Below are 19580 nucleotides of genomic sequence, written 5' to 3'. Positions count from 1 at the left end.
CAATGCCGCACATTCTGATCGTCGAAGACGAAACCATCATCCGTTCGGCCTTGCGCCGCCTGCTCGAACGAAACCAGTACCAGGTCAGCGAAGCCGGCTCGGTGCAGGAAGCCCAGGAACGCTTCAGCATTGCCACCTTCGACCTGATCGTCAGCGACCTGCGCCTGCCGGGCGCGCCAGGCACCGAGCTGATCAAGCTCGGCCAGGGTACCCCGGTGCTGATCATGACCAGCTACGCCAGCCTGCGCTCGGCGGTGGACTCGATGAAGATGGGCGCGGTGGACTACATCGCCAAGCCGTTCGACCACGACGAGATGCTGCAGGCCGTCGCCCGGATCCTGCGCGACCGACAGAACGCTCCGGCCGTGGCGCCTGCCGCCGAATCGCGGGCGAGCAACGGCAGGACCAATGGCGAGAAGGCCAGCCCCGCTCCGGCCAATGGCGAGATCGGCATCATCGGTTCCTGCGCCCCCATGCAGGACTTGTTCGTGAAGATCCGCAAGGTCGCCCCCACCGACTCCAATGTGCTGATCCAGGGCGAGTCGGGCACCGGCAAGGAGCTGGTCGCCCGTGCCCTGCACAACCTGTCGCGCCGTGCCAAGGCTCCGATGATCTCGGTGAACTGCGCGGCGATCCCGGAAACCCTGATCGAGTCCGAGCTGTTCGGCCATGAGAAGGGCGCGTTCACCGGCGCCAGCGCCGGCCGCGCCGGCCTGGTCGAAGCGGCCGATGGCGGTACCTTGTTCCTCGACGAAATCGGCGAGCTGCCGCTGGAAGCCCAGGCCCGGTTGTTGCGCGTGCTGCAGGAAGGCGAGATCCGCCGGGTCGGCTCGGTGCAGTCGCAGAAAGTCGACGTGCGCCTGATCGCCGCGACCCACCGCGACCTGAAGAACCTGGCCAAGTCCGGCCAGTTCCGGGAAGACCTCTATTACCGCCTGCATGTGATCGCCCTCAAACTGCCAGCCCTGCGCGAGCGTGGCAGCGACGTCAACGAAATCGCCAACGCCTTCCTGGCCCGCCAGAGCGCACGCATCGGCCGCGACGACCTGCATTTCTCCCATGAGGCCGAGCAGGCCATCCGTCACTACAGCTGGCCGGGTAACGTGCGTGAGCTGGAAAACGCCGTGGAGCGTGCGGTGATTCTCAGCGAGAGCGCGGAGATTTCCGCCGACCTGCTGGGGATCGACATCGAGCTAAGCGATCTGGACGACGACGTTCTCGACAACCTGCCGACACTGGCCAGCGCCAACAACGCCAGCCACGAGCCGACCGAGGATCTGTCGCTGGAAGACTACTTCCAGCACTTCGTGCTCGAACATCAGGACCACATGACCGAGACCGAGCTGGCACGCAAGCTGGGCGTGAGCCGCAAGTGCCTGTGGGAACGCCGCCAGCGCCTGGGCATCCCGCGACGCAAGAGCAACGCCACCAGCGACAACTGATTCAGCGCAGACAAATCGCGGGCGATGCGGGCTTGTGGGTCGCCGCATCGCCCGCGATGCGTTTGGGCGGTAACACATCAGTTCCCGCAAAAATCTGTTACCCAACCTGTCAGCCGTAACATCCCCCGAGGCGTACGGTAACGAAATTTCTACATTTGCCCGCCTCCCGATCCTGCCAGAATCGACGAAAGCCCCGGTTTTACTGGCTTTTCAAAAGTTGGCACGGCACCTGCTATATGTTCAGTACAAGAACAATAACAAGCACTGCAACTCAGAATAAGAACAAGACGAAACGGCTCACGCATAACAAGAACAAGACGGCGGAGGCGCAGCTAACTGATTCTTTTGGAGAGGAGTTGTGTTTGGGGCTTGCCCCACGATCAGACAGAGAACAACAAAAACTGCACTCAAAAGCAGCACCTGAACTGATTGGATCGAAAGATCAGCATCATCTCGGCGACCAAAGCAATCCGTTTGCTCTTTACCCCCGGTTTGGGGGTCGTCCACAAGCTTCGAGATTTGTGGACAGGGCGCTCAACAAAAACAAAAAGCCCAGCAGAAAAACAATAAGAGCACGCAACGACTTGATGGGGAGCTTCGGCTCCCCATGTCGTTTCTGGCGCTCCGACCACCTCTTGGCACACCGCCTACACCATTCCCCCAGTAAATGCTAGAATCCCCGCCCATCATGCGGCCATTCTCCTATCCTTGGCCGATCATTCCTTCAAACAGTGCATCCCATGCTGAAGAAGCTGTTCCAGTCGTTCCGCCCGCCCGTTCGTGGCCAGCACCACAGGCGCACCACGCCTGAAGTGATCAACAAGAGCCAGCACTCGCTGCAACGCAGTCAGTTCAGTCGCCATGCGGTAAGCATCGTCGAACGCCTGCAGGCGGCCGGTTACCAGGCCTACCTGGTCGGTGGTTGCGTGCGCGACCTGCTGCTGGGCATCACGCCCAAGGACTTCGACGTCGCCACCAGCGCCACGCCCGAACAGGTGCGCGCCGAGTTCCGCAATGCTCGCATCATCGGCCGGCGCTTCAAGCTGGTCCACGTGCATTTCGGCCGTGACATCATCGAAGTCGCCACTTTCCGCGCACCGCATTCGGACGAAGACCAGGCCGACAGCCACCGCTCGTCGCACAATGCCAGCGGCCGCATCCTGCGCGACAACGTGTACGGCACCCTGGAGGAAGACGCGCAACGTCGCGACTTCACCATCAATGCCCTGTACTACGATCCGGTCAGCGAGCGCATTCTCGATTACGCCAACGGTGTCCACGACATCCGCAACCGGTTGCTGCGCCTGATCGGCGACCCGACCCACCGCTACCAGGAAGACCCGGTGCGCATGCTGCGCGCCGTGCGCTTCGCCGCCAAGCTCAACTTCGGTATCGAAAAGCACACCGTGCAGCCGATCCGCGAGCTGGCGCCCATGCTGCGCGACATTCCGCCTGCGCGCCTGTTCGAGGAAAGCCTCAAGCTGTTCCTCAACGGCCAGGGTGCGATCACCTTCGAAATGCTGGTCGACCTGGAGCTGTTCGAGCCCCTGTTCCCGGCCAGCAGCCACGCACTCGAAGAGCGCCCGACCTACACCCACACCCTGATCAGCCAGGCCCTGGCCAACACCGACCTGCGCGTCAAGCAGGGCAAGCCGGTAACGCCAGCCTTCCTCTTCGCCGCCCTGCTCTGGCCAGCCCTGCCGGGCCGTGCGCTATACCTGCAGAGCCAGGGCGTGCCGCCGATCCCGGCCATGAATGGCGCGGCCCACGACCTGATCGCCGAGCAGTGCCAGCGCATCGCGATCCCGAAGCGTTTCACCCTGCCGATCCGCGAGATCTGGGACATGCAGGAGCGCCTGCCACGCCGTAGCGGCAAGCGCGCCGACATGCTGCTGGACAACCCGCGCTTCCGCGCCGGCTACGACTTCCTGCTGCTGCGTGAAAGCGCCGGCGAGGAAACCGAGGGGCTGGGCGAGTGGTGGACCGATTATCAAGAGGCCAACGACAGCCAGCGCCGCGACATGATCCGCGAGCTGGGTAGCCGCGATGACGGGGCCAGCACGGGTGCCGGTCCACGCAAGCGCAAGCGCAGTGGCAGCAAGCGCAAGCGTGACGACGAGCAGGCCTGGGACTGAACGTGAGTACCCGTGCGTTCATCGGCCTGGGCAGCAACCTGGATGAGCCCGCCGCACAGCTGCGCAGCGCCCTGCAGGCACTGGACCTGATCGCCGACACGCGTCTGGCGGCGGCCTCGGCGCTGTATACCAGCGAATCGTTGCTGCCTGGCCAGCCCCGCTACACCAATGCCGTGGCGGCCATCGACACGGCGCTGGCCCCGCTGGAGCTGCTCGACGCCCTGCAAGCCATCGAGAACGACCAGGGCCGTGTGCGCAAGGAACGCTGGGGCCCGCGCACCCTCGACCTCGACGTGCTGCTGTTCGGTGACCGGGTCATCGACGAGCCGCGCCTGCAAGTGCCGCATTACCATATGCACGCCCGCCCGTTCGTGCTCTACCCGCTCGCCGAACTGGTCCCCGCCGATTTCCGCCTCGCCGACGGCCGCCCCCTGGCGCAATTGCTCCAGGACTGCCCGTTCGTCGGCCTGGAACGCCTGTAATCCGGGCGTTCCAGACGGCGGTAACGCCAGTAACACCCACGCCGTAACATTGCGGTAACACGGCTGGTTGACTTCCCCCACCTCGCTCACGACTATAGGCGTCCCGCGGCGCCACTATGCCGCAATCACCCATTTAGGCTCGGACGGACCTGTGCCCGAACATCACGACCGATGATGTGCCGCTCCGGAAGATGAATACACGCGTTGTACGCAGTTGTTTTTCACAGCGCCTGAACGAGGATTCCCCTACATGCCTGAAGTAACCCTGACCACCCTGCACGGCCTGAAGGCCAAGGGCGAGAAAATCACCATGCTGACCTGCTACGACGCGACCTTCGCCAAGGCCGCCAGCCAGGCCGGCGTGGAAGTGCTGCTGGTGGGCGACTCCCTGGGGATGGTCCTGCAGGGCCATGACAGCACCCTGCCCGTCACCAACAACGACATGGCCTACCACACCGCCTGCGTCAAACGCGGCAACGACGGGGCGCTGATCCTTGCCGACCTGCCCTTCATGGCCCACGCCACCCCCGAGCAGGCCTTCATCAACGCCGCCCAGCTGATGCGCGCAGGCGCTCACATGCTCAAGATCGAAGGCGCCGCCTGGCTGGCCGAGACCATCCGCCTGCTGGCCGAGCGTGGCGTGCCGGTGTGCGCGCACATGGGCCTGACACCGCAGACCGTCAACGTGCTGGGCGGCTACAAGGTCCAGGGCCGCCAGGAAGCCCAGGCGCGGCAGATGCGCGCCGATGCCATCGCCCTGGAGCAGGCCGGCGCGGCCATGCTGCTGCTCGAATGCGTGCCCAGCGAGCTGGCCGCGGAAATCACCCAGGCCGTGAGCATTCCGGTCATCGGTATCGGCGCCGGCAGCGCCACCGACGGCCAGGTACTGGTGCTGCACGACATGCTCGGGCTGTCGCTGAGCGGCCGCGTGCCGAAGTTCGTGAAAAACTTCATGGCCGGCCAGCCGGACATCCAGAGCGCCCTGGCCGCCTATGTCCAGGCGGTCAAGGAAGTCAGCTTCCCAGGCAGCGAACATGGGTTCAGCGCATGAATACCGTCAAGACCGTCCGTGAACTGCGCGCCGCTGTGGCCCGCGCCCGCGGCGAGGGCAAACGCATCGCCTTCGTGCCGACCATGGGCAACCTGCACAGCGGCCACGCGGCTTTGGTGACCAAGGCCGCCCAACGCGCCGACTTCGTGGTCGCCAGCATCTTCGTCAACCCCCTGCAGTTCGGTGTCGGCGAAGACCTCGACAAGTACCCCCGCACCCTCGCCGCCGACCAGGAAAAACTCCTCCAGGCCGGCTGCCACCTGCTGTTCGCCCCCACCGTCGAGGAGATGTACCCCGACGGCATGAGCGTACAGACCCGAGTCGCCGTGCCACAGCTGTCCGAAGGCCTGTGCGGCGCCAGCCGCCCCGGGCACTTCGAAGGTGTGGCGACGGTGGTCAGCAAGCTGTTCAACATGGTTCAGCCAGACCTGGCGGTGTTCGGTGAAAAGGACTTCCAGCAGTTGGCGGTGATACGCGCCATGGTCCGCGACCTGAACATGCCGATCCAGATCCTCGGCGAACCGACCGTGCGCGCCGAGGACGGCCTGGCGCTGTCGTCGCGCAACGGCTACCTGACACCGGAACAGCGTGCCGCCGCGCCGGCGCTGTACCGAGTCCTGAGCGACATGGCCGAAGCGATTCGCCAGGGCCAGCGCGACTTCCCGGCGCTGATCACCCAAGGACAAGCCCGGCTGGAAGCCGCCGGGTTCCGCAAGGACTACCTGGAAGTGCGCCATGCCCTGACGCTGCGCCCGGCGATGATCGACGACCGTGACCTGGTGGTGATCTCGGCGGCCTACCTGGGCAACACTCGACTGATCGACAACATCTACCTGCACCTGGAAGAGCAGACCGCCTGACAAGGGGGCTGCCTGGCAGCCCATCGCCGGCAAGCCGGCTCCCACAAAGCAAACTCCGGACCCTGGGAGCCAGCTTGCCGCCGAAAGGGGCGCAACGCGCGCCCGACAATATTTCATCCCCCACGGCACCTCCCCCATTTCCGGTTTTCGGCCAATGCCTATAATGTCCAGCTTGCAACCGGCAACGATTGCCACTGTCCAAGCCTGACCATGCACCAAGGAAACCACCCGCAATGGCGTATTACCGTACCCCCCACGATGTGACGGCGCTGCCCGCCTGGCAGGCGCTTCAACAACACCGCGACGCCATGCAGGGCTTCAGCATGCGCGAAGCCTTCGCCGCCGACGGCAAGCGCTTCGAGCAGTTCTCCTTGAGCAGCTGCGGCCTGTTCCTCGACTACTCGAAGAACCTGATTACCGAGCAGACCCGTGACCTGCTGGTGAACCTGGCCAGGGAAGTCGACCTGGAAGCGGCCATCAAGTCGATGTTCAGCGGTGAGATCATCAACGCCTCGGAGGGCCGTCCGGTACTGCACACCGCCCTGCGCCGCCCGGTCGGCGACAAGCTCAGCGTGAACGGCGTCAACGTGATGCCGGAAGTGCACAAGGTGCTCAACCAGATCACCGAACTGGTCGGCCGTATCCACGACGGCCTGTGGCGCGGCTACAGCGAAAAACCGATCACCGACGTGGTCAACATCGGCATCGGCGGCTCGTTCCTGGGCCCCGAGCTGGTCTCCGAGGCGCTGCTTCCCTACGCCCAGCGCGGCGTGCGCTGCCACTACCTGGCCAATATCGACGGCAGCGAGTTCCATGAGCTGTCGGCCAAACTGCGCGCCGAGACCACCTTGTTCATCGTCTCGTCGAAATCGTTCAACACCCTGGAAACCCTGAAGAATGCCCAGGCCGCACGCACCTGGTACCTGGCCCAGGGCGGTTCGGAAGCCGAGCTGTACCGTCACTTCATCGCCGTCTCGAGCAACAAGGCTGCGGCCGTGGCCTTCGGTATCCGCGAAGAGAACATCTTCCCGATGTGGGATTGGGTCGGCGGGCGCTACTCGCTGTGGTCGGCCATAGGCCTGCCGATCGCCCTGGCCATCGGCACCGCCAACTTCAAGGAGCTGCTGTCCGGTGCCTACACCATGGACCAGCACTTCCAGACCGCGCCGTTCGACAAGAACATGCCGGTGCTGCTGGCCCTGCTCGGCGTGTGGTATGGCAACTTCTGGGGAGCGCACAGCCACGCGATCCTGCCGTACGACCACTACCTGCGCAATATCACCAAGCACCTGCAACAGTTGGACATGGAGTCCAACGGCAAGAGCGTGCTGCAGGACGGTACCCCGGTGAAGACCGACACCGGTCCGGTGATCTGGGGTGGCGTCGGCTGCAACGGCCAGCACGCCTACCACCAGCTGCTGCACCAGGGCACCCAGCTGATCCCAGCCGACTTCATCGTCCCGGTGGTGAGCTTCAACCCGGTCGCCGATCATCACCAGTGGCTGTACGCCAACTGCCTGTCGCAAAGCCAGGCGCTGATGCTCGGCAAGACCCGTGAAGAAGCCGAGGCCGAACTGCGCGGCAAAGGCCTGAACGAGGCGGATATCGCCAAGCTGGCGCCACACAAGGTGATTCCGGGCAATCGTCCGAGCAACACCCTGGTGGTGGAGCGCATCAGCCCGCGTCGCCTGGGCGCGCTGGTGGCCATGTACGAGCACAAGGTGTTCGTGCAGAGCGTGATCTGGGGTATCAACGCCTTCGACCAGTGGGGCGTGGAACTGGGCAAGGAGCTGGGCAAGGGTGTGTACCAGCGTCTTGTCGGTAGCCAGGAAGACAGCGCCGAGGACGGCTCGACCCAGGGGCTGATCAACTACTTCCGCGGCCGTCACCGCGGCTGACAGATCCGCATCCTCTCCTCGCGGGGCAAGCCCGCTCCCACGCCCGATACGTGGGAGCCGGCTTGCCCCGCGATGCTTTTCCCCAGGAACATGACCACCTTCTACACTGTCCATCGAATAGCCGTTGCTGTCCCTCGCCCCTAACAAGAGCAGGACCACCCGCCATGTTCGATATCCGCGACTTTCCCCAGGCCCTGGCCGTGAGCCAGTCCGCCACGCTCACCGACGACGACTACCGCCGCCTCTACCGCCAGTCGGTGGAGGATCCCGATACCTTCTGGGCCGAGCAGGCCAAACGTCTGGACTGGATCAGACCCTGGTCCAGCGTGCAGCAGTGCGATCTGAACACCGGCAGCGCCCGCTGGTTCGACGGCGCCCAGCTCAACGTCAGCCACAACTGCATCGACCGTCACCTGGCCCAGCGCGGCGAGCAGACCGCCCTGCTGTGGGAGGGCGACGATCCCAAGGACAGCAAGGCCATCAGCTATCGCCAGCTGCACCGCGAAGTCTGCCGGCTGGCCAACGCGCTCAAGGCGCGTGGAGTGAAAAAGGGCGACCGGGTGTGCATCTACATGCCGATGATCCCCGAAGCCGCCTACGCCATGCTCGCCTGCACGCGCATCGGCGCCATCCACTCGGTGGTGTTCGGCGGCTTTTCCCCCGATGCCCTGCGCGACCGTATTCTCGATGCCGACTGCCGCACTGTGATCACCGCCGACGAAGGCGTGCGCGGCGGCAAGCGCATCCCGCTCAAGCAGAACGTCGACAAGGCGCTCGCCAGTTGCCCCGCTGTCAGCAGCGTGCTGGTGGTCAAGCGCACGGGCGCCGACGTGGCCTGGAGCGAAGGGCGTGACCTCTGGTACCACGAAGCCACGGAGAAGGCCGGGGACGACTGCCCACCCGAGCCGATGAACGCCGAAGACCCGTTGTTCATCCTCTATACCTCCGGCAGCACAGGCAAACCCAAAGGCGTGCTGCACACTACCGGCGGCTACCTGCTGCAGGCCACGATGACCTTCAAGGTGGTGTTCGACTACCGTGACGGCGAGGTGTTCTGGTGCACCGCCGACGTCGGCTGGGTCACCGGTCACAGCTACATCGTCTACGGCCCGCTGGCCAACGGCGCGATCTCGCTGATGTTCGAGGGCGTGCCCAACTACCCCGACACCTCGCGCTTCTGGCAGGTCGTGGACAAGCACCAGGTGAACATCTTCTACACCGCGCCCACCGCGCTGCGGGCACTGATGCGCGAAGGCTCGGGGCCGTTGCAGGGCACCTCGCGCAAGAGTCTGCGCCTGCTCGGCAGCGTTGGCGAACCGATCAATCCGGAAGCCTGGGAATGGTACTTCGAGGAGGTCGGGCAAAAGCGCTGCCCGATCGTCGATACCTGGTGGCAGACCGAGACCGGCGGCATCATGCTCACCCCCCTCCCCGGCACGCCACGCCTCAAGCCGGGTTGCGCCACCCAACCGATGTTCGGCGTGCAGCCCGTGCTGCTGGATGAAAAGGGCAAGCTCATCGACGGTCCCGGGGCCGGCCTGCTGGCGATCAAGGCCAGCTGGCCCGGGCAGATCCGTAGCGTCTACGGCGACCACCAGCGCATGGTCGATACCTATTTCAAACCCATGCCCGGCTACTATTTCACCGGCGACGGCGCGCGCCGCGATGCCGATGGCGACTACTGGATCACCGGGCGTATCGACGATGTGATCAACGTTTCCGGCCACCGTATCGGCACCGCCGAGGTGGAAAGCGCCCTGGTGCTGCACGACAGCGTCGCCGAAGCGGCCGTGGTCGGCTACCCACACGACCTCAAGGGCCAGGGCGTGTACGCCTTCGTCACCCCCATGAACGGTGTCGAGCCCGACGATGCGCTCAAGGCCGAGCTGCTGGCGCTGGTCAGCAAGGAAATCGGCAGCTTCGCCAAGCCCGAGTTGATCCAGTGGGCGCCGGCCCTGCCCAAGACCCGCTCGGGCAAGATCATGCGGCGTATCCTGCGCAAGATCGCCTGCAACGAACTGGACAACCTGGGAGACACCTCCACCCTCGCCGACCCGAGCGTGGTCCAGGGGCTGATCGACAAGCGCCTCAACCAGTAAGCGCGTTCGGGGCGGCCAGTGTTGGCCGCTCCGAGCATGACACGCCGGTTTGACATATCGGTAAATACCGATATTATCGCGCGATGGAACTGCTCGACATATTCAAGGCACTCTCGAACCGCACCCGCCTCGAGATCCTCAAAGGCCTGAAAGACCCGGTGAAACACTTTCCTCCACAGGACGAAGGTGACGTTCACACGGTGGGGGTCTGCGTGAGCAGTATCCAGGAGGGCGTGGGACTGTCGCAGTCAACGGTGTCCGACTACTTGGCCACCCTGCAACGCGCAGGCCTCGTGGAGGTCCGGCGCATTGGTCAGTGGACGTACTACAAGCGCAACGAAGCCAACATCAGCGCACTTGCCGAGCTGATCGGGAGAGAGCTGTAAAGGTTCTTTTTGAGGCTTTAAATCGAGTTTTCCCGATATCCCGTTTTAACGAAACCATGGAGGCAGTGATCAACGCGCTTACCGAGCGTGCCGAACGAGAAAAGCCACTTCATTTAATCTTTTAAATCGATATTTCCCGATATCCCTTTTTATCGAAGCGAGAACACACCATGAAAGCATTGATACTTGAATCATTTGGCGGCCCGGAGTCATTCGAATATCGCGACGTCCCCAAGCCGGTGCCACAAGCCGGACAGGTGCTGGTCCGAGTGCAGGCCACCTCCATCAATCCATTGGATTATCAGGTCCGTCGTGGCGACTATCCCGACCTGGTGCCGCTTCCCGCCATCACCGGGCATGACGTCTCCGGTATCGTCGAGGACGTCGGGCCAGGCGTAACGGCGTTCAGGGCCGGCGACGAGGTGTGGTACACCCCGCAGATTTTCGACGGGGCGGGCAGCTATGCCGAGTACCACGTCGCCGCCGAAAGCATCATCGGCATGAAGCCGCCATCTCTGAGCCACCTCGAGGCGGCAAGCCTGAGCCTGGTTGGTGGAACGGCCTGGGAGGCCCTGGTCGTGCGCGCGGCACTCAGGGTAGGCGAGAGCATCCTGATCCACGGCGGCGCCGGAGGCGTCGGCCATGTCGCCATTCAAATGGCCAAAGCCATGGGCGCCAGGGTGTTCACCACGGTGCGCGCAGCGAACGCCGAGTTCGCACGGCGCATGGGCGCCGATGTGATCATCGACTACGAGCAGCTGGACTATGTCGATGTCATCCTGCGGGAAACAGCGGGCCGCGGCGTCGATGTGGTGTTCGACACCATCGGTGGCGATGCCCTGTCTCGCAGCCCGGACGCCCTTGCACAGCTGGGGCGGGTGGTCTCGATCGTGGACATCGCGCAACCGCAAAACCTCATTCAGGCCTGGGGCAAGAACGCCAGCTACCACTTCGTCTTCACCCGGCAGCAACGCGGCAAGCTCGACGAGTTGAGCGCGCTGGTCGAGCGCGGGCAACTGAGGCCACACGTGGGCGCCATCTATGCGCTTGCCGACGTTCCGCTCGCCCATGCCCGGCTGCAAAGCCGCGATCCTGGCCTTCAGGGGAAGATCGCCATTGCGGTCGGGCCCGTGGCCGACCTCACCAGCGCTTGACACGCCCATCGCTCAGCTCAATTTCAAGGACCGCCATGATCTACGAAATCGCCATACTCCCGATTCGCCCCGAGCGCGTCGACTCGTTCAGGCACGCCTTTGCCGAGGTAGCCTGCTTGCTCAGCCGGGCCAAGGGCCACGTCAGCCATGTGCTCGCGCAGGGAATCGAAACACCCCATCGCTTCAACCTGATCGTGCAGTGGCAATCGCTCGAGGATCACACGCCAGGCTTCGAGGCGAGTGAAGACCATCAGATCTTCATGACCCACCTGACGCCATATTTTTCCCAGGAGCCCAGGGTTTATCATGTCCAGGGTGGCGCGTTCGAGACGGGCGCGCCCACCGGTCCCGGTGATCCCCGGCCGCTGGACAAACGCCTCAACCCATAGACGGCCGCCATGGCGGCCAGCACAGGTCGCCATGGAAGCCTTACGTCGTCGCATAGAAACCCAGGTCATGAGCCTTACCGGGGTGGCCCTCGGCCAGCTCGACCTGGAATCACCCAAAGGTGACCCCGGCCTGTTCGGTCCACAGAGCATCAGCTGGCAGGTGCATGGCGACTTTCCCAGCATGCTGGTCGGCGGTATCAGCGCGTTGCTGCTGCAACTGCTGCATCCCCTGGCCCTGGCCGGTGTGTGGGACCATTCGAACTTTCGCGAAGACCTGCTCGGCCGCCTGCGCCGCACCAGCCAGTTCATCTCCGGTACCACCTTCGGCTCCACCCGCGACGCCGAATGGCTGATCGACAAGGTCCGCACCATTCATCTTCAGGTGGTCGGCACCGCGCCCGACGGACGGTCCTACGCGGCCAGCGACCCCGACCTGCTGACCTGGGTGCACGTGGCCGAGGTCAGCAGCTTCCTCGCCGCCCATCTGCGTTACCGCAACCCTCACCTGCCGCGCGCCGACCAGGACGCCTACTACGACGAGATCGCCCTGATCGCCGAGCGTCTCGGCGCACGCGACGTGCCACGCTCCTGCACCGAGGTGGACGACTACCTGCGACGTATGCGCCCGCAACTGCGCTGCGATGCCCGCAGCCTGGAAGTGGTGCAGATCCTGCTGAAAGCGCCGGCCCCCAGTCGGATGGCCACGCCCGTGGGCAAGCTGATGCTCAGGGCCGGCATGGATCTGCTGCCGGAATGGGCGAGCGAAATGCTCGGATTGCACCAAGGTTCATTGACGCGACACATGATCCGCCTGGGCTTGAGCAATACCGCCCCGGTGCTGCGTTGGGCCATGCGCAATGGCTCGGCGCACCGCGCCAGGCGGCGGATGGGCATCGAATGAGGTATTTTGGTCGCCGCATCGGAACCGATTTAACGTGCCATACTCCAAGCACTCCAGCCTGATACAGACGAAGCGACACATGCCCAAAGGATTGACCCGCGCCCTCGGCGCACTGCTGGCCCTCGTGGCCCTGTATGGCCTGCTCGGCTTTTTCATTCTCCCCGGCGTCGCCCTGCGCATCGCCAACCAGCAACTGGCGCAATACGCCACGGTGCCCGCGCACCTGCAACGCATCGAACTCAACCCGTTCAGCCTGGAGCTGACCCTCTGGGGCTTGCAGATCGGCGAGCCTGGCAAGGAACAGGTCGGCTTCGAGCGCTTGTACGCCAACCTGTCCCTCGACAGCCTGTGGACCAAGGCCCTGCGCCTGGACGCAGTGGAACTGGACAAGCCGCGCACCGAACTGCTGTTCGCCAAGGACGGCAGCCTCAACCTGGCGCAACTGTTCAAGATTCCGCCCAGCGAAGCCAAGCCGGAGGAACCGCCGAGCGATCCGTTCCCGCTGCGCATCGCCAGCATCAAGCTCAGCGAAGGCTATCTGCACTTCCAGGACCTGCGCCCCAGCGAGCCCATCGAGTTTCTCTACGATTCGATGAACCTGGAGCTGAAGAACCTCAGCACCCTGCCTGACGACAACGCCGACATGACTCTGGTAGCCAACGGCCCGGCAGGTGGGCGCATCGACTGGAGCGGCACCCTCAGCCTGACCCCGATCGCCTCCGAAGGTACCCTTAAAGTCACCGACGGCCAGATGAAGCTGTTCTGGCCCTATGTGCGGGATGCCGTGCCACTGGTGCTGGAGGACGGCAAAGTCAGCCTGGACACCCACTACAAGCTCAACCTCGCCAAGGAAACCGAGCTGCTGCTCGACAATACCTCCGTGCGGGTCGCGCCGTTCGCCATCAAGGCCCCGGACGGCCGGCCGCTGGCCCGCCTGGCCAGCCTGGAAGTGAGCGAAACCTCGATCGACCTGGCCAAGCAACAGGTCATCGTCGGCAAGATCCGCAGCGAGAAGCTGGAAACCTGGGCAGCACTGGAAAAGGACGGCCAGATCGACTGGCAGAAACTGTTCGCCAGCCAGCCGGCCAAGGCCACGCCGAAGGAAAAGGCCGAACCCGCCGCCGCCGAACCCGCACCGCAAGAACAGGCCGCCAAGGAACCCGGCAAGCCCTGGCAGGTGCTGCTCAAGGACGTACAGGCGCGCAACTACATGGTCCACCTGGCCGACCGTAGCCAGAAGGAGCCCGTGGCGCTGGACGTTGGCCCGCTCAACCTCGACCTGCAGAACTTCGACAGCCTCAACCAGTCGCCCTTCAGCCTGAAGCTGGACACCGGCGTGGGCAAACAGGGCAAGCTGCAGGCCGCAGGCCAGGTCAACCTGGCGCCGGTGAGCGCCAAGCTGGATGTCGCCACCCGAGACATCGACCTGCGCGTCGCCCAGGCCTACATCAGCCCGTTCATCCGCCTGGAACTGCGCAGCGGCATGCTTTCCAGCGACCTCAAGGTCGACCTCAAGAGCACCGAGCCACTGGCCTTCAGCATCACCGGCAAGGCCCAGGCCAACCAGCTGCACACGCTGGACACCATCAAGAATCGCGACTTCGTCAAATGGCAACAGGTCAACGTCGATGGCCTTTCGTATGTACACGGCGATGCGTTGTCGATCGACAAGGTCACTCTGCTGCAACCCTACGCGCGCTTCATCATCAACGAAGACCGCACCACCAACGTCGATGACTTGCTAATCCCGCAACCGGCTGACGCGCCTGCCGCGAAGGGCAAGCCTGCCAGTGGCGAGAAACCGCTGGGCATCCATATCGGGCAGATCAGCATCAATGATGGCTCGGCCAACTTCGCCGACCTGACCCTCACCCCCAACTTCGCCACGGCGGTGCAGCAGCTCAACGGCCAGATCGGCACCATCGACAACCGCAAGCCGCTGCCAGCCAAGGTCGATATCAAGGGCAAGGTGGACCGCTACGCGCCAGTGACCATCAAGGGCGCGCTCAATCCGTTCAACCCGCTGGCCAGCCTCGACATCGCCACCAGCTTCAAGCGCGTCGAGCTGACCAACCTCACTCCTTACTCCGGCAAGTTCGCCGGTTTCCGCATTCGCAAGGGGCGCTTGAACCTCGACCTGCACTACCTGATCACCAACGGCCAGCTCAAGGCCGAGAACAAGGTGGTGGTCGAGCAACTGCAACTGGGCGAGAAGGTCGACAGCCCGGACGCCGTCGACCTGCCGATTCGCCTGGCGGTCGCGCTGCTCAAGGACACCGAGGGCAAGATCTCCATCGAGCTGCCGGTGTCGGGCGATCTCAACAATCCGCAGTTCAGCGTGATGCCGATTGTCTGGCAGACCCTGCGCAACCTGGTGCTGCGCGCGGCCCAGGCGCCGTTCAAGCTGCTTGGCGGGCTGGTCGCGGGCGGCGGCGCAGAGGACCTGGGCAATGTGTCCTTCGCACCGGGCTCCAGCGACCTCACGCCAGAGGTGCAATCGTCCCTGGACAAGCTCGCCTCCGCACTGAAGGAGCGTCCCGAGCTGCGCCTGGAGATCGAAGGTACCGCCGCCCAGGGCAGCGATGGCCCGTTGATCGCCCAGCAACGCCTTGAGCGCGAATACCAGGCCACCTGGTACAAGATCCTGCAGCGCCGTGGCGACAAGGTGCCAGCCAACGCCTCGCTGCTGGTGGTCGACGACAGCGACAAGCCGGCGATGCTCGAAGGCATCTACCGCACTCGCCTCAAGCAGCAGCCGCCGGCTGAGTGGGAGAAGCTGGGCCGCGACGAGCGTACCACCAAGCTGCGCGAGGCCGTGATCAAGTCGTGGGCCGAAAGCCCCGCCCTGCTGCGCAACCTTGGCCAGGAACGGGCCAGCAGCATCAAGGACTACCTGGTGGACAAAGGGCAGCTGGAAGATGACCGGGTGTACTTCATCGATACCAATCTCGGCCAGGCTGAAAGCGACGGGCGGGTGGTGACGCCGATGCATCTGGACGCCGAGTAAGACCTCTGTCGCGGGCACGCTCCCACCGGAGCGTGCCCGCGATGACTTCAGACCAGCCGCTGCCCCGACACTGACGGGTGATACAGCGGCTGCACCTTGTTCCCCGCCGGATCCAGCAAGTGGAAACTGCGTGCGCCGTCGCCGTGGTTGAACGGCCGATCCAGCAACGTCACGCCACGGGCCTTGAAGTACTGGTACCAGGCCTCCAGCTCCTCCACGCTGTCGACGATGAAGCCATAGTGGTCCAGGGTCTGGAAACCGTTCGAGGCACCTGCGCCACGTCCCAGCGAAAGGTTGTCATTGCCACAGGTGAGATACACCAGGTCTTCGTTGGCACGGTTGAGCACCTCCATGCCCAGTACATCGACGTAGAAGCGCTCGCACTCCTCGAGGTTGGGCACCAGCAGGGCGATGTGGCGCAAGCCATTCAGGCGGCCTGGGCGAGCAGGTAGATCGGACATGGGCAGGTCTCCTTTTTTGTATACAATTCACAAACGAATTTAAAACAAAAGGAGCTTCCTGTGTACTGTCTGTTTATCAAGACTCGCGTCAAACCCGGTACCGCCGATGCCTTCCTGACAGCCATCAGGGCCAACGCCGCCGCCTCGGTAGCCACCGAGCCAGGTTGCCTGGTGTTCGATGTATCTCAGGACCGAGAAGAGGCGGAGGTGATCTACCTGTACGAGATCTACCGGGATGACGCAGCGTATGAGGCCCACACCCAGACCGCGCACTTTCGCGACAGCCGGCCCGTGGTGGAGCCTTTGATCGTGGAGCAGGTGTGTTTCGAGAGCGACGTGATCGCCCGTAATCCGGTGCACTGAAGCTGTTCACAGCGCCGCTGGTGCATGGCCAAAACAAAAGCCCCGGCGAGTGCCGGGGCTTTTGCTTGAAGGGGTGGCCAACTCCCTTTGGCCGACGGGACATCCCTTATTCGGACTTCAGGCCATCAGCCGAGACGGCCTGCACGCCTTTGATCTTCTTGGCGATGGCGACTGCCATTTCCTTCTGAGCGTCGGTAATGGCCACGTCCGAGGACAGCGATACCACGCCTTTGTTGGTTTCGACCTTGATGTCACTGCCTGGCACGCCTTTCTCAGTCATCAGGTCGGCTTTCACCTTGGTGGTGATCCAGGTGTCGGAAGTAGCTTCCTTGGCTTTGGTCACCTCACCGGCCGCCAGCGTCATCGGGGCCTGGGTGGACTGGGCAGCGAACGCCGCGTTGGCCATGGTCAGGGTCAGAGCGGTAGCAGTAGCGGCAGCAATGGCGAACTTCTTCATGTGGGTCACTCCTGTTTTTCGAAAGGTCTGCGCCTTGGTTCCTGGCGTCAGGTAGAAGTGATGTTGCACAGCGTATGCCAGTTTTCGGATCTAAAATTAACCCTTAAAAATCAATTACTTACCAATTAACGCAAGGGCCGGTGATCGTGCATTTTGCAAGTCCGGGCAAATTGCTGCATGCAAGATGCAAGTCCACAAGAAAAAGGCGCAGGCATAAAAAAAGGACCCCGAAGGGTCCTTCTTCTCAGCCTGGGAAGGCTTAGACGCCCGATGCCTTGGCAGCGGCGACGTCCTTGATCGACAGCTTGATACGGCCGCGGTTGTCCACGTCCAGTACCAGCACTTCGACTTCCTGACCTTCCTTCAGCACGTCGGTGACTTTCTCGACGCGAGCATCGCTCAGCATGGAGATGTGCACCAGGCCGTCCTTGCCCGGCAGGATGTTGACGAAGGCGCCGAAGTCGACGATGCGCTCGACCTTGCCGACGTAGATCTTGCCGATCTCGGCCTCGGCGGTGATGCCCAGGATGCGCTGCTTGGCAGCGTCAGCCGCTTCCTTGGTTTCGCCGAAGATCTTGATCGAACCGTCGTCCTCGATATCGATCGAGGCCTTGGTTTCTTCGCAGATGGCGCGGATGGTGGCGCCGCCTTTACCGATGACGTCACGGATCTTGTCGGTGTCGATCTTCATCGCGATCATGGTCGGGGCGTTGGCCGACAGCTCGGTACGCGACTCGCCGATGATCTGGTTCATCTGGCCGAGGATGTTCAGGCGCGCTTCCAGGGCCTGGCCCAGGGCGATTTCCATGATCTCTTCGGTGATGCCGTTGATCTTGATGTCCATCTGCAGCGCGGTGACGCCCTTGGCGGTACCGGCTACCTTGAAGTCCATGTCGCCCAGGTGGTCTTCGTCACCCAGGATGTCGGTCAGAACGGCGAACTTGTCACCTTCCTTGACCAGACCCATGGCGATACCGGCGACCGGGGCTTTCATCGGTACACCGGCGTCCATCAGGGCCAGCGAGGCGCCGCAGACCGAAGCCATGGAGCTGGAACCGTTGGATTCGGTGATTTCCGACACCACGCGGATGGTGTACGGGAACACGTCGGCGGCAGGCAGCATGGCCTGGACCGAACGGCGAGCCAGACGGCCGTGGCCGATTTCACGACGACCGGCGCCACCCATGCGGCCACACTCGCCCACCGAGAACGGCGGGAAGTTGTAGTGCAGCATGAAGGGGTCTTTCTTCTCGCCTTCGAGCGTGTCCAGCAGCTGGGCGTCACGGGCGGTACCGAGGGTCGCGACCACCAGAGCCTGGGTTTCGCCACGGGTGAACAGCGCCGAACCGTGAGTCTTCGGCAGAACGCCGACTTCGATGTTCAGCGGACGCACGGTCTTGGTGTCACGACCGTCGATACGTGGCTTGCCGTTGACGATGTTTTCGCGAACGGTGCGATATTCGATCTCGCCGAAGATGTCTTTGACTTCAGCAGCCGATGGCTGGCCTTCTTCACCGGAGAACTTGGCGATCGCCTGATCGCGCAGCTCGCCCAGGCGCGCGTAGCGGTCGGCCTTGACGGTGATGGTGTAGCCCTGGGAAACAGCCTCGCCGAACTCGGCGCGGATGGCGTCGAACAGCGCGGTGTTGGCAACGGCAGGTTTCCAGTCCCAGGTTGGCTTGGCGGCTTCGGCAGCCAGCTCCTTGACGGCCTTGATCACGGCCTGGAATTCGTCGTGGGCGAACAGCACGGCGCCCAGCATCTGGTCTTCGGTCAGCTCCTGGGCTTCCGATTCGACCATCAGCACGGCGGATTCGGTACCGGCGACGACCATGTCCAGGCTCGAGGCAGCCAGTTGCTCGTAGGTCGGATTCAGCAGGTAGCCAGTGCTTTCGTGGAAGGCAACGCGGGCGGCGCCGATCGGGCCTTCGAACGGAATGCCGGAAATGGCCAGGGCAGCCGAGGTACCGATCATCGCGGCGATGTCCGGATCGGTCTTCTTGCTGGTGGAAACCACGGTGCAGACGACCTGGACTTCGTTCATGAAGCCTTCAGGGAACAGCGGACGGATCGGACGGTCGATCAGGCGCGAGGTCAGGGTTTCCTTCTCGGAAGGACGGCCTTCACGCTTGAAGAAACCGCCTGGGATCTTGCCGGCAGCGTAGGTTTTTTCCTGGTAGTGCACGGACAGCGGGAAGAAGCCCTTGCCCGGATCGGCTTGCTTGGCACCGACCACGGTCACCAGCACGGTGACATCGTTGTCGACGGTGACCAGCACGGCGCCGGTGGCCTGACGGGCAATGCGGCCCGTTTCGAGAGTAACGGTCGACTGACCGAACTGGAACGTCTTGATTACCGGGTTCACGGTTTCCTACCTTTTTCAGTGGCTCTTGGGGGAACTGGTTCTTGCGAATTCTTGGGCAGAACGGGGAGTCGGCCCCATTGACCGTCCAGATACAACACGAGGCTGGGAACCTGGTGCCGGGCGGTTGAAC

The 19580-nt window shown here is 63.5% G+C and carries 16 protein-coding genes; 13 read left to right on the top strand and 3 right to left on the bottom strand.

Features of this window, described 5'->3' with window-relative positions; translation table 11 throughout:
• The first annotated feature begins 2 nt into the window (after positions 1 to 2).
• The 12 genes from N7422_RS11970 (at position 3) to N7422_RS11915 (ending at position 15804) form a co-directional block, all read left to right on the top strand.
• Positions 3 to 1442: a sigma-54 dependent transcriptional regulator gene (locus N7422_RS11970; RefSeq protein ID WP_279806726.1), complete on the top strand. Its 1440-nt coding sequence runs from the start codon at positions 3 to 5 to the stop codon at positions 1440 to 1442.
• Positions 1443 to 2182: 740 nt separating this feature from the next.
• Entirely contained in the window at positions 2183 to 3577 is a 1395-nt protein-coding gene (locus N7422_RS11965) for a polynucleotide adenylyltransferase PcnB (RefSeq protein ID WP_279806725.1), read from the top strand.
• Positions 3578 to 3579: 2 nt separating this feature from the next.
• Positions 3580 to 4059 carry a 2-amino-4-hydroxy-6-hydroxymethyldihydropteridine diphosphokinase gene (gene folK / locus N7422_RS11960; RefSeq protein WP_279806724.1) on the top strand — a complete coding sequence of 160 codons (480 nt, stop codon included), beginning with the start codon at positions 3580 to 3582 and terminating at the stop codon, positions 4057 to 4059.
• A gap of 250 nt (positions 4060 to 4309) precedes the next feature.
• Complete coding sequence (gene panB, locus N7422_RS11955; RefSeq protein WP_279806723.1) at positions 4310 to 5110, top strand: 3-methyl-2-oxobutanoate hydroxymethyltransferase; 801 nt, start codon at positions 4310 to 4312, stop codon at positions 5108 to 5110.
• A complete protein-coding gene (panC, locus tag N7422_RS11950) occupies positions 5107 to 5970 on the top strand; it encodes a pantoate--beta-alanine ligase (protein WP_279806722.1) in 864 nt (287 codons plus the stop codon). The genes panB and panC overlap by 4 nt, the downstream gene beginning before the upstream one ends.
• 233 nt (positions 5971 to 6203) lie before the next feature.
• The gene (gene pgi / locus N7422_RS11945; RefSeq protein WP_279806721.1) at positions 6204 to 7868 is read left to right on the top strand and encodes a glucose-6-phosphate isomerase; all 1665 of its coding nucleotides are present in this window, start codon (positions 6204 to 6206) and stop codon (positions 7866 to 7868) included.
• 164 nt (positions 7869 to 8032) lie between these two features.
• Positions 8033 to 9967 carry an acetate--CoA ligase gene (gene acs / locus N7422_RS11940; protein WP_279806720.1) on the top strand — a complete coding sequence of 645 codons (1935 nt, stop codon included), beginning with the start codon at positions 8033 to 8035 and terminating at the stop codon, positions 9965 to 9967.
• An 83-nt stretch (positions 9968 to 10050) separates the two neighbouring features.
• Positions 10051 to 10353, top strand: coding sequence for a metalloregulator ArsR/SmtB family transcription factor (locus tag N7422_RS11935; RefSeq protein ID WP_279806719.1), 303 nt, complete (start codon positions 10051 to 10053; stop codon positions 10351 to 10353).
• Between the two features lie 170 nt (positions 10354 to 10523).
• A complete protein-coding gene (locus N7422_RS11930; RefSeq protein WP_279806718.1) occupies positions 10524 to 11507 on the top strand; it encodes a zinc-dependent alcohol dehydrogenase family protein in 984 nt (327 codons plus the stop codon).
• Positions 11508 to 11542: 35 nt separating this feature from the next.
• On the top strand, positions 11543 to 11896 hold the full coding sequence (locus N7422_RS11925; RefSeq protein ID WP_279806717.1) for an antibiotic biosynthesis monooxygenase: 354 nt from the start codon (positions 11543 to 11545) through the stop codon (positions 11894 to 11896).
• A 31-nt stretch (positions 11897 to 11927) separates the two neighbouring features.
• Positions 11928 to 12797 (top strand): oxygenase MpaB family protein, encoded by an 870-nt coding sequence (locus N7422_RS11920; protein WP_279806716.1) that lies wholly within the window; start codon positions 11928 to 11930, stop codon positions 12795 to 12797.
• Positions 12798 to 12876: 79 nt separating this feature from the next.
• Positions 12877 to 15804, top strand: a complete 2928-nt coding sequence (locus N7422_RS11915; RefSeq protein ID WP_279806715.1) for a DUF748 domain-containing protein — start codon at positions 12877 to 12879, stop codon at positions 15802 to 15804.
• A gap of 47 nt (positions 15805 to 15851) precedes the next feature.
• On the opposite strand, the gene N7422_RS11910 is transcribed toward N7422_RS11915, so the two are convergent.
• On the bottom strand, positions 15852 to 16265 hold the full coding sequence (locus N7422_RS11910; protein WP_279806714.1) for a VOC family protein: 414 nt from the start codon (positions 16263 to 16265) through the stop codon (positions 15852 to 15854).
• A gap of 60 nt (positions 16266 to 16325) precedes the next feature.
• Here N7422_RS11910 and N7422_RS11905 point away from each other — a divergent pair, with 60 nt between their 5' ends.
• Positions 16326 to 16628, top strand: a complete 303-nt coding sequence (locus N7422_RS11905) for a putative quinol monooxygenase (protein WP_279806713.1) — start codon at positions 16326 to 16328, stop codon at positions 16626 to 16628.
• Between the two features lie 106 nt (positions 16629 to 16734).
• On the opposite strand, the gene N7422_RS11900 is transcribed toward N7422_RS11905, so the two are convergent.
• Complete coding sequence (locus N7422_RS11900; RefSeq protein WP_028691248.1) at positions 16735 to 17085, bottom strand: BON domain-containing protein; 351 nt, start codon at positions 17083 to 17085, stop codon at positions 16735 to 16737.
• 259 nt (positions 17086 to 17344) lie between these two features.
• Positions 17345 to 19450, bottom strand: coding sequence for a polyribonucleotide nucleotidyltransferase (pnp, locus tag N7422_RS11895; protein WP_279806712.1), 2106 nt, complete (start codon positions 19448 to 19450; stop codon positions 17345 to 17347).
• Between the last annotated feature and the right edge of the window lie 130 nt (positions 19451 to 19580).

It is taken from the genome of Pseudomonas sp. GD04091 (assembly GCF_029836165.1).
Classification (GTDB): Bacteria; Pseudomonadota; Gammaproteobacteria; order Pseudomonadales; family Pseudomonadaceae; genus Aquipseudomonas.
The sequence above is the reverse complement of the archived record's forward strand: the minus strand, read 5'-3'. Positions and strand labels throughout refer to the sequence as shown.

What these genes read in the sequence shown, in the direction of transcription:
- N7422_RS11970 (WP_279806726.1), top strand. Translation starts at nt 3, where the DNA reads ATGCCGCACATTCTGATCGTCGAAGACGAAACCATCATCCGTTCGGCC.
- N7422_RS11965 (WP_279806725.1), top strand. Translation starts at nt 2,183, where the DNA reads ATGCTGAAGAAGCTGTTCCAGTCGTTCCGCCCGCCCGTTCGTGGCCAG.
- panB (WP_279806723.1), top strand. Translation starts at nt 4,310, where the DNA reads ATGCCTGAAGTAACCCTGACCACCCTGCACGGCCTGAAGGCCAAGGGC.
- panC (WP_279806722.1), top strand. Translation starts at nt 5,107, where the DNA reads ATGAATACCGTCAAGACCGTCCGTGAACTGCGCGCCGCTGTGGCCCGC.
- pgi (WP_279806721.1), top strand. Translation starts at nt 6,204, where the DNA reads ATGGCGTATTACCGTACCCCCCACGATGTGACGGCGCTGCCCGCCTGG.
- acs (WP_279806720.1), top strand. Translation starts at nt 8,033, where the DNA reads ATGTTCGATATCCGCGACTTTCCCCAGGCCCTGGCCGTGAGCCAGTCC.
- N7422_RS11935 (WP_279806719.1), top strand. Translation starts at nt 10,051, where the DNA reads ATGGAACTGCTCGACATATTCAAGGCACTCTCGAACCGCACCCGCCTC.
- N7422_RS11930 (WP_279806718.1), top strand. Translation starts at nt 10,524, where the DNA reads ATGAAAGCATTGATACTTGAATCATTTGGCGGCCCGGAGTCATTCGAA.
- N7422_RS11925 (WP_279806717.1), top strand. Translation starts at nt 11,543, where the DNA reads ATGATCTACGAAATCGCCATACTCCCGATTCGCCCCGAGCGCGTCGAC.
- N7422_RS11920 (WP_279806716.1), top strand. Translation starts at nt 11,928, where the DNA reads ATGGAAGCCTTACGTCGTCGCATAGAAACCCAGGTCATGAGCCTTACC.
- N7422_RS11915 (WP_279806715.1), top strand. Translation starts at nt 12,877, where the DNA reads ATGCCCAAAGGATTGACCCGCGCCCTCGGCGCACTGCTGGCCCTCGTG.
- N7422_RS11910 (WP_279806714.1), bottom strand. Translation starts at nt 16,265, where the DNA reads ATGTCCGATCTACCTGCTCGCCCAGGCCGCCTGAATGGCTTGCGCCAC.
- N7422_RS11900 (WP_028691248.1), bottom strand. Translation starts at nt 17,085, where the DNA reads ATGAAGAAGTTCGCCATTGCTGCCGCTACTGCTACCGCTCTGACCCTG.